The organism is Streptomyces sp. NPDC006235, from assembly GCF_040613735.1.
Lineage (GTDB): Bacteria > Actinomycetota > Actinomycetes > Streptomycetales > Streptomycetaceae > Streptomyces.
This window is the reverse complement of record NZ_JBEXSR010000032.1, coordinates 1-9,103: the sequence shown is the minus strand read 5'-3', so window position 1 is coordinate 9,103 and position 9,103 is coordinate 1. Positions and strand designations below refer to the sequence as shown.

The 9,103-nt window shown below is 70.5% G+C and carries 8 protein-coding genes; 7 read left to right on the top strand and 1 reads right to left on the bottom strand.

Annotated features, from left to right (window positions below; all coding sequences use genetic code 11):
- Positions 1-250 precede the first annotated feature (250 nt).
- The 6 genes from ABZ192_RS29875 to ABZ192_RS29850 all read left to right on the top strand — a co-directional run bounded on the left by ABZ192_RS29875 (position 251) and on the right by ABZ192_RS29850 (position 6,523).
- On the top strand, positions 251-421 hold the full coding sequence (locus ABZ192_RS29875) for a Trm112 family protein (protein ID WP_356927587.1): 171 nt from the start codon (positions 251-253) through the stop codon (positions 419-421).
- Between the two features lie 124 nt (positions 422-545).
- On the top strand, positions 546-1,673 hold the full coding sequence (locus tag ABZ192_RS29870) for an SIS domain-containing protein (RefSeq protein WP_356927586.1): 1,128 nt from the start codon (positions 546-548) through the stop codon (positions 1,671-1,673).
- A 56-nt stretch (positions 1,674-1,729) separates the two neighbouring features.
- A complete protein-coding gene (gene manA / locus ABZ192_RS29865) occupies positions 1,730-2,881 on the top strand; it encodes a mannose-6-phosphate isomerase, class I (RefSeq protein WP_356927585.1) in 1,152 nt (383 codons plus the stop codon).
- A gap of 154 nt (positions 2,882-3,035) precedes the next feature.
- Positions 3,036-4,010, top strand: coding sequence for a cation transporter (locus ABZ192_RS29860; protein WP_356927584.1), 975 nt, complete (start codon positions 3,036-3,038; stop codon positions 4,008-4,010).
- 316 nt (positions 4,011-4,326) lie between these two features.
- Positions 4,327-5,784, top strand: a complete 1,458-nt coding sequence (gene ahcY / locus ABZ192_RS29855; RefSeq protein WP_356927583.1) for an adenosylhomocysteinase — start codon at positions 4,327-4,329, stop codon at positions 5,782-5,784.
- 124 nt (positions 5,785-5,908) lie between these two features.
- Positions 5,909-6,523 carry a hypothetical protein gene (locus ABZ192_RS29850; RefSeq protein ID WP_356927582.1) on the top strand — a complete coding sequence of 205 codons (615 nt, stop codon included), beginning with the start codon at positions 5,909-5,911 and terminating at the stop codon, positions 6,521-6,523.
- 17 nt (positions 6,524-6,540) lie between these two features.
- Here the strand turns inward: ABZ192_RS29850 and ABZ192_RS29845 are convergent, their stop codons facing one another.
- Positions 6,541-7,557 carry an RDD family protein gene (locus ABZ192_RS29845; RefSeq protein WP_356927581.1) on the bottom strand — a complete coding sequence of 339 codons (1,017 nt, stop codon included), beginning with the start codon at positions 7,555-7,557 and terminating at the stop codon, positions 6,541-6,543.
- 128 nt (positions 7,558-7,685) lie between these two features.
- Between ABZ192_RS29845 and ABZ192_RS29840 the strand changes: the two genes are divergently transcribed.
- The gene (locus ABZ192_RS29840) at positions 7,686-8,693 is read left to right on the top strand and encodes a stage II sporulation protein M (RefSeq protein ID WP_356927580.1); all 1,008 of its coding nucleotides are present in this window, start codon (positions 7,686-7,688) and stop codon (positions 8,691-8,693) included.
- Positions 8,694-9,103: the final 410 nt, after the last annotated feature.

The window sequence follows — 9,103 nt, the reverse complement described above, 5'->3', positions numbered from 1 at the left end:
GTAGGTGGGGTGCTTGAGCTCGGGGTAGATCCACACCTGCTTGCCGCGTGCGCGGGTCTGCTCGTCCTGCCACTTCAGGACCTCTTCGAAGCCCCTTCACCCACCCCAGCCCCCATACCCGCCGCACCTGCCAACCACCCCGCCCCACCCCCCACCCGGCGGTACCCTGACCAGGCACATCCGCACCACCCCCAAGTACCAACGCCAAGCACCGACGCCCCACCCCGCCCCATCCCCGAAGGGACCCCGCATGGCACTCGAAGCCGGCCTCCTCGACATCCTCGCCTGCCCGGCCTGCCACGCCCCCCTCAAGGAGCAGGACACCGAACTGCTCTGCACCGACCAGAACTGCGGCCTGGCCTACCCCGTCCGCGACGGCATCCCCGTCCTCCTGGTCGACGAGGCCCGCCGCCCCGCGTAGGCACGCCCGGGCAGACCCGCCCGCGTGAACCCGGCGCACATACACCCCGGGCACAACGGGCACCGACGTAGGACATCCCAAAAACGGACCCGGACCGGACTCCGGCGATCGGAGGCTGCCGCCCATGCTCGACGAATCGCTGCTCGACTCCCCGGAGGGCCTCTCCGAGGCAGACCACCGCGGGCTGCTCCGCGGCGCCGCAGAAGCCGGCGCCCGCGTCCGCACGGCCGCCCGCCACTCCGCCGAGGCCGGCATCAACGACCTCAAACCCGACGGCCGCCCCCGTGCCGTCCTGATCGCCGGCCCGGGCGCCGCCGCCACGCACGCCGCCGACCTCATCGGCACCCTCGCCGGCGCCGGCAGTCCGGTCACGCGGCTGGCCCCCACCGGCGTCGCCCCCGCCGCGGGCGCCCTGCGCTGGGATCTGCCTGGCTGGGTCGGCTCCGTCGACCTCCTCCTGATCACCACCCCGGACGGCAGCGAACCGGGCCTGTCCCTCCTCGCCGAGCAGGCCTACCGCCGCGGCTGCAACGTCGTCGCCGTAGCCCCCAGCCGCTCCCCGCTCGCCGACGCGGTGAACGGCTCGCACGGCCTCTTCGTCCCCATGGCGACCGCCCCGTACGACCAGGACGAGCCCCTCGCCGCCTCCGCGCCCGGCGTCCTGTGGGCGCTGCTCACCCCGCTGCTCGCGCTGCTGGACCGCACCGGCGTGCTCGCCGCCCCGCCGGAGGCCCTCGGCAAGGTCGCCGACCGCCTCGACGGCATCGCCGAACGCTGCGGCCCCGCCATCGCCACCTACAGCAACCCCGCCAAGACCCTCGCCGCCGAACTCGCCGACGCCCTCCCGATCGTCTGGACCGAGGGCACCTCGGCCGGCCCGGCAGGCCGCCGGTTCGCCGCCGCGCTCGCCGAACTGTCCGGCATCCCCGCGGTCGTCGCCGAACTCCCCGAGGCACTCGCCGCACACAGCGCCCTGCTCGCCGGCCCCCTGGCCGCCAGCGCCGACCCCGACGACTTCTTCCGCGACCGCGTCGAGGAACCACCCGCCCTGCACGCGCGCGTGGTGCTCCTGCGCGACCGCCCCATCGGCGGCCTCACCGCCGCCCCCGGCGCCCGCGACCTGGCCCTCAGCCATGACACGCCGATCAGCGAACTGGAACCGGAGGAGGGCGGCGAGCTGGAGACCCTCGCGGAACTGATCGCCATCACGGATTTCGCCGCGGTTTACCTGGCGCTCGCTTCGAGGGCCTGATCATGCCAGGGACACCCTGACGCGCCAGCACGCCCGAACACGCAAGAGAGACCCCCATGGACCGCCTCGACAACACCATCCGCCCCTACGCCTGGGGTTCTCCCACCGCCATCCCGCACCTGCTCGGCACCGAACCCACCGGCGAGCCGCAGGCGGAGATGTGGATGGGCGCCCACCCGGGTGCCCCCTCACGCACCGGCCGGGGCACGCTCGTCGAGGTCATCGACGCCGACCCCGAGAAGGAACTCGGACCGGCCGCGGTCGCCAAGTTCGGCCCCCGCCTGCCTTTCCTCCTCAAGATCCTTGCCGCCGGCGCCCCGCTCTCCCTCCAGGTCCACCCCGACCTGGAGCAGGCCAAGGAGGGCTACGCGGACGAGGAGCGCCGCGGCATCCCCGTGGACGCCCCGCACCGCAACTACAAGGACGCCAACCACAAGCCCGAACTGATCTGCGCCCTCACCGAGTTCGACGGCCTGTGCGGCTTCCGCGACCCGCTCGCCGCCGCCGGCCTGCTCGACGGCCTCGGCATCGACTCCCTCAAGCCCTACGTCGACCTGCTGCACGCCCACCCCGAGGACGCCGCCCTGCGCGAGGTCCTCACGGCGATCCTCACCGCCGACCCCGAGGAGATGTCCCGCACGGTCGCGGAAGCGGCCACCGCCTGCACCCGTCTCGGCGGCGCCTACGCCCCCTACGCCGACATCGCCCACCACTACCCGGGCGACCCCGGCGTCATCGCCGCGATGCTGCTGAACCACGTCCGGCTCCAGCCCGGCGAGGCCCTCTACCTCGGCGCCGGCGTCCCGCACGCCTACCTGAACGGCCTCGGCGTCGAGATCATGGCCAACTCCGACAACGTCCTGCGCTGCGGCCTGACCCCCAAGCACGTCGACGTCCCCGAGCTCCTGCGCATCGTCCGCTTCCGGCCCAGCGACCCCGGCGTCCTGCGCCCCGAGGCCTCCCCGGACGGCGAGGAGCTCTACGAGACCCCCATCGACGAGTTCCGCCTCTCCCGCTTCGTCCTCCCCGAGGCCGGCGGCGCCCACGACCTCACCCGCGCGACCCCGCAGATCCTGCTCTGCACGGCCGGCACCGTCCGGGCCGGCGAGCACGACCTGACCCCGGGCGGATCCGTCTTCGTCCCGGCCGACGAAAAGGCCGAAGTGTCCGGAACGGGAACACTTTTCCGGGCCACCGTCGTCGCCTGACCGTTTCGGCGGCCCCCGCGCTGGTGACCTGAAGCACCGCGGCCCGAGCGGGCTGCAACAATGGCCCACCGTCAAGCACGGGCAAAGTCGCGGGCGGCTCAGCAAGGCGAGCGTCCGGGCCCTGGAACGGCGTACGAAGGGACAACGCGAACATATGAGCGCGTCAGGCGGCACCAAGGCGATCGTGGCGGCACTGGCCGCCAACCTCGCGATCGCGGTAGCGAAGTTCGTGGCGTTCATCTTCAGCGGCTCGTCATCGATGCTCGCCGAGTCCGTCCACTCCGTCGCCGACTCCGGCAACCAGGCACTGCTCCTGGTCGGCGGCAAGAAGGCCAAGCGGGAGGCCACGCCGCAACACCCCTTCGGCTACGGCCGCGAGCGCTACATCTACGCCTTCCTCGTCTCCATCGTCCTCTTCTCCGTCGGCGGCATGTTCGCCCTCTACGAGGGCTACGAGAAGATCAAGCACCCGCACGAGCTGACGCACTGGTACTGGCCGGTCGGCGTCCTCGTCTTCGCGATCATCGCCGAGACCTTTTCCTTCCGCACAGCCATCAAGGAGTCCAACACCCTGCGCGGCCGCCGCTCCTGGAAGGAGTTCGTCCGTCACGCCAAGGCTCCCGAGCTCCCGGTCGTCCTCCTGGAGGACCTCGGCGCCCTCGTCGGTCTGGTCCTCGCCCTCGGCGGCGTCGGCCTCGCCCTGCTCACCGGCGACAGCGTCTGGGACGGCATCGGCACCCTCTGCATCGGCATCCTGCTCATCCTGATCGCCCTGGTCCTCGCCGCCGAGACCAAGTCGCTGCTGCTCGGCGAGTCCGCCGGCGTCGAGGAGACGCAGAAGATCGAAGCCGCGCTCGTCGACGGCGACACCGTCACCCGCATCATCCACATGCGCACGCTCCACCTCGGCCCCGAGGAACTCCTCGTCGCCGCCAAGATCGCCGTCCAGCACGACGACACGGCCACCGAGATCGCCGCCGCCATCGACGCCGCCGAGTCCCGCATCCGCGAGGCCGTCCCGATCGCCCGCGTGATCTACCTCGAGCCGGACATCTACAGCGAGGCCGAAGCCGTCAAGGGCCCCGACCCCGAGGCGAGCCCCGGCGGCCCCACCCCCGCCGACCACTGACACCACCTCGTACGACTCCTCCGGCCCCCGCACCGGACCGACAGTCCCACCCCCGCCCGTCACGGGATCGGCTCGATGTGTTTCCCTGCGGGCTGGGGATCGCAGGCGCCCCCGGTGTAGCTTGGGACGGAGCCAGACGTCGCTGCTGATGGCGGTCGGGCGGTCCCACCGCGGGCCGGCCGAGGGAGAGAGGGCCTCCGACGGACTGCGCTGCGCACACGCGGGCATGCCTGTGTCCTCTTTCGGGCACCCCTGTGTCCGCCGCCGCGCAGACCAGCCGTACCCACCTCGACCCAACCCCGAGGAGCAGCTCGCAATGACGACTGTCGAAAACCGACAGGACTTCAAGGTCGCCGACCTCTCCCTGGCCGAGTTCGGCCGCAAGGAGATCACCCTCGCCGAGCACGAGATGCCCGGCCTGATGGCGATCCGCAAGGAGTACGCCGAAGCGCAGCCCCTGGCCGGTGCCCGCGTCACCGGCTCCCTGCACATGACCGTGCAGACCGCCGTCCTCATCGAGACCCTGGTCGCCCTCGGCGCTCGGGTCCGCTGGGCGTCCTGCAACATCTTCTCCACCCAGGACCACGCCGCCGCGGCCATCGCCGTCGGCCCGAACGGCACGCCCGACAACCCGCAGGGCGTCCCGGTCTTCGCCTGGAAGGGCGAGACCCTGGAGGAGTACTGGTGGTGCACGGAGCAGGCGCTGACCTGGCCGGACAGCCCCACCGGCGGCCCGAACATGATCCTCGACGACGGCGGTGACGCCACCCTCCTCGTCCACAAGGGCGTCGAGTACGAGAAGGCCGGCAAGGTCCCGTCCGTCGACACCGCCGAGAACGACGAGCACCGCGTCATCCTCGAACTCCTGAACCGCACCATCACCGACGGCTCCCAGAAGTGGACGCAGCTCGCCTCGGAGATTCGCGGTGTCACCGAGGAGACCACGACCGGTGTCCACCGCCTGTACGAGATGCAGCGCGATGGTGTCCTCCTGTTCCCGGCGATCAACGTCAACGACGCCGTCACCAAGTCGAAGTTCGACAACAAGTACGGCTGCCGCCACTCCCTGGTCGACGGCATCAACCGTGCCACCGACACCCTGATCGGCGGCAAGACCGCGGTCGTCTGCGGCTACGGCGACGTCGGCAAGGGCTGCGCGGAGTCCCTGCGCGGACAGGGCGCTCGCGTGATCATCACCGAGATCGACCCGATCTGCGCTCTGCAGGCGGCGATGGACGGCTACCAGGTCACGACCCTGGACGAGGTCGTCGAGACGGCCGACATCTTCATCACCACGACCGGCAACAAGGACATCATCATGGCCGGCGACATGGCCAAGATGAAGCACCAGGCGATCGTCGGCAACATCGGCCACTTCGACAACGAGATCGACATGGCCGGCCTTGCCAGGATCCCGGGCATCGTCAAGGACGAGATCAAGCCGCAGGTCCACACCTGGACCTTCCCCGACGGCAAGGTGATCATCGTCCTGTCCGAGGGCCGCCTGCTGAACCTGGGCAACGCCACCGGTCACCCGTCGTTCGTGATGTCCAACTCCTTCGCGGACCAGACCCTGGCCCAGATCGAGCTGTTCACCAAGCCCGACGAGTACCCGACCGGCGTCTACGTGCTGCCCAAGCACCTCGACGAGAAGGTCGCCCGCCTCCACCTCGAAGCGCTCGGCGTGAAGCTGACCACGCTCCGCCCCGAGCAGGCCGAGTACATCGGCGTGCAGGTCGAGGGCCCGTACAAGCCGGACCACTACCGCTACTGAGCCGAGCAGCTCAGCTCCTCAGCAGCTCAGGTAGTTCGAAGCAGGCCCCCGCACCCCCGTGTCGGGGGCCTGCCCCGTTCGACCGGCCGGCGACCGGCCCAGCCCGTCAAGACCCAGGACCCCCATGCCCCGCGGCCGCTATTCGCTCCACGATCCGCACGATCACACCCCCCTCGCTGAAGAACACTTCCAGTGCGCCCCCGGCCCCTCCGGCTGGCGCTACGTCTCCCAGCTGACCACCCCCTCGGGCGATCACCACGGCTCCGTCGACCTCACCCTCGACGAACTCGGGCGCCCCATCCGCCTCGAACTCCACGCCGCCGCCTGGCAGGTCCGCGGCGCCGCCCTCGACGGCGTCACCTGGGTCCGCACCGACCCCACCGGAACCGACGCCACCGAAGGCAATGTGCGCGCCCACGCCTTCACCGGCACCTCCCCGGCGTTCCTCGTCGCCACCACCCGTCTCCTGCGCCTCACCCCCTCCTCAGCAGGCACCCGCGTACGCCTCGTCGCCTTCACGGACCCGGTCCTCGCCCCACGCACCGTCGACCAGTCGTGGACCTTGCTGAAAAGAGAAGCACACGCCACTGACAACGGCCCCCTGACCGTGGACGAATACCAGGTCACAGCCCTGGACACGGGAGAACAGCACTCCGTGTACATCGCCGGAGACGTGGTGCTCGCGGCCCCCGGCATCGAGCTCGAAGACCTCGAATCACCGCCGTCGGCGTTCACCTGAGCCCGGCCCGCCCCCCACTACGCCGGCGGCACGAACCCGGTCTCGGGACGCTCGCCCGCAGGCACCTCATCCGACTCCGCGGGCCGGTCCCCACCGGACGACTCGACAGCCGTACCGGTCGAATCGACAGCCGCACCATGCGGCTGGGACACGGCACCAGGCGGCACAACCGGCGGTCGTCCGTACGCACCGGACGCCGCCCCCGCACCGGAAGCGGGCTCAGCAGCCGGGGCAGCATCGCCGGCCGGGGCGGCCGGAGCAGTCGGGCTGGCCGACGAGGACGAGCCGCTCCCGAAAGCCCGCCGAGCCTCCCGCGCCTGCCGTTCATGCACGACCGCTGCCAGATACGCCGCCGGCGGAACACCCTGCGGCACCGGAGCTCCCGTCCGTTCCGCGAGATCCGACGCCAGCCGCTCCGCCATGGACCACCCCACCTGCGGGTCCAACTGCTGCATACGCGTCAGATACTGACGCACGGCGAGCCACAACCCGTCGGGAACCGCAGACAGATCGAGCCCCGAGAACTGCCCCGCCAGCCAGGGCGGGGGAGGCGGCACGAACCCGGTTCGCGTGACCGGAATCCGCTCCCGGACGACGAGGGTCCCCGCGAACACATCCCCCAGCCGCCGCCCGCGCGCCGACACGAACGAGGCGATGCAGGCGACGACACCGAAGGTCATGAGGATCTCGATCACCCCGATCAAGCCCCTCACCAGCGCATGCCGGAACCGGATCGGCCCCCCGTCGTCCCGCACCACACGCAGCCCGCAGGCCATCTTCCCGAGCGAACGCCCATGGCTGAGCGTCTCCACGGCGATCGGCCCGCCCACCAGCACGAGAACGAACGTCGCGATCGACAGCGCCGTCCGCGCCGCCTCGTCCAGCGAGGCAGTGGAAACCACGACCGCGATGGTCACCGCCACGTAGACGGCCACGGCCGCCACAAGATCCAGCAACACGGCCAGCGCCCTGCTGGGCAACCTCGCGGGGCGCAGCTCCAATGCCACCGCCTCGCCCGTCACCAGCTCACTCACGCCCGCCGTCCTTCCCCTGCCCTGCCCCCGACAGGGCCAGTCTGCCAAGCTGAGGGCGCATCGCGCCGCAGTACGACAAGCTGATCCACGACGAGCCGCCGACGAACAGCCGAGGAGCAGGCAGACCGATGGACCTCGACGTCTTCGTCTCCGCCCACCGAGCGGAGTGGGACCGCCTCGAAGCCCTGCTCCGTCGCCAGCGCCGCCTCAGTGGTGCCGAAGCCGACGAACTCGTCACTCTTTACCAACGCGCCGCCACGCACCTCTCCCTGATCCAGTCCAGTGCTCCCGACCCCCAGCTCACCGGCAGGCTCAGCCAACTCGTGGCACGCGCGCGTAGTGCGGTCACTGGTACCCGCCGCGCCTCCTGGCGCGACGTGACCCGCTTCCTCACCCACGGCTTCCCGGCCGCCGTCTACACGTCACGCCACTGGTGGGTGCCCACCGCGCTGTTGTCCACGGCGGTCGCGGCCCTCCTCGGCTGGTGGATCGGCATCCATCCCGAGGTACAGGCCTCCATCGCGGCCCCCAGCGAACTGCGCGAGCTCACCCGTCCCGGCGGCCAGTACGAGACCTACTACTCCAGCCACCCGGCCGCCAGCTTCGCCGCCCAGGTCTGGACGAACAACGCCTGGGCCGCAGCCCTGTGCCTGATCTTGGGCGTCTTCCTGGGGCTCCCGGTCCTCTGGATCCTCTTCCAGAACATGCTCAACTTGGGCATCGGCGTCGGCCTCATGTCCTCGGCCGGCCGCCTCGACACCTTCCTCGGCCTGGTGCTCCCGCACGGCCTGCTCGAACTGACCGCCGTCTTCGTGGCCGCCGGCACCGGCCTGCGCCTTGGCTGGACCCTCATCGACCCAGGCCCCCGCACGCGCCGCACAGCTCTCGCGGAAGAGGGCCGCGCCGCCATCGGCATGGCCATCGGCCTGGCGCTCGTCCTCTTCGTCTCCGGCGCCATCGAAGGCTTCGTCACCCCCTCCGGCCTTCCCACCTGGGCCCGCATCACCATCGGAGTCGTCGCCGAACTGGCCTTCTTCGCGTACGTCTACGTCCTGGGCGGCCGCGCCGCCCGCGCTGGCGACATCGGCGACGTCGAGGCAGCGGAACGCAGCGCCACCGTCCCGACAGCTGCCTGAACGGCCCTGTGGCCGCCGGATGTGCGACCACGTCCGTTCAACTGCTAGTCTCCTCTTCGCCCCACAGGAGCCGTTGACACGGCTCATGCGGGGAGGTAGATTCGAACAGTTGCCTGGACAAGGGGTTCGGCCCCGGATCGGCGACAGTGAGCATCTGTCTGCTTCATGAAACGTTGATTTCATTGAAGCCCCTCCCGATGAATCGGAAACGAGTGGCCGGTCAATCCGGCTCAAAACTTCTGATAAAGTCGGAACCGCCGGAAAGGGAAACGCGGAAGCGGAAACCTGGAAAGCACCGAGGAAATCGGGTCGAGAAAAGATCTGATAGAGTCGGAAACGCAAGACCGAAGGGAAGCGCCCGGAGGAAAGCCCGAGAGGGTGAGTACAAAGGAAGCGACCGTTCCTTGAGA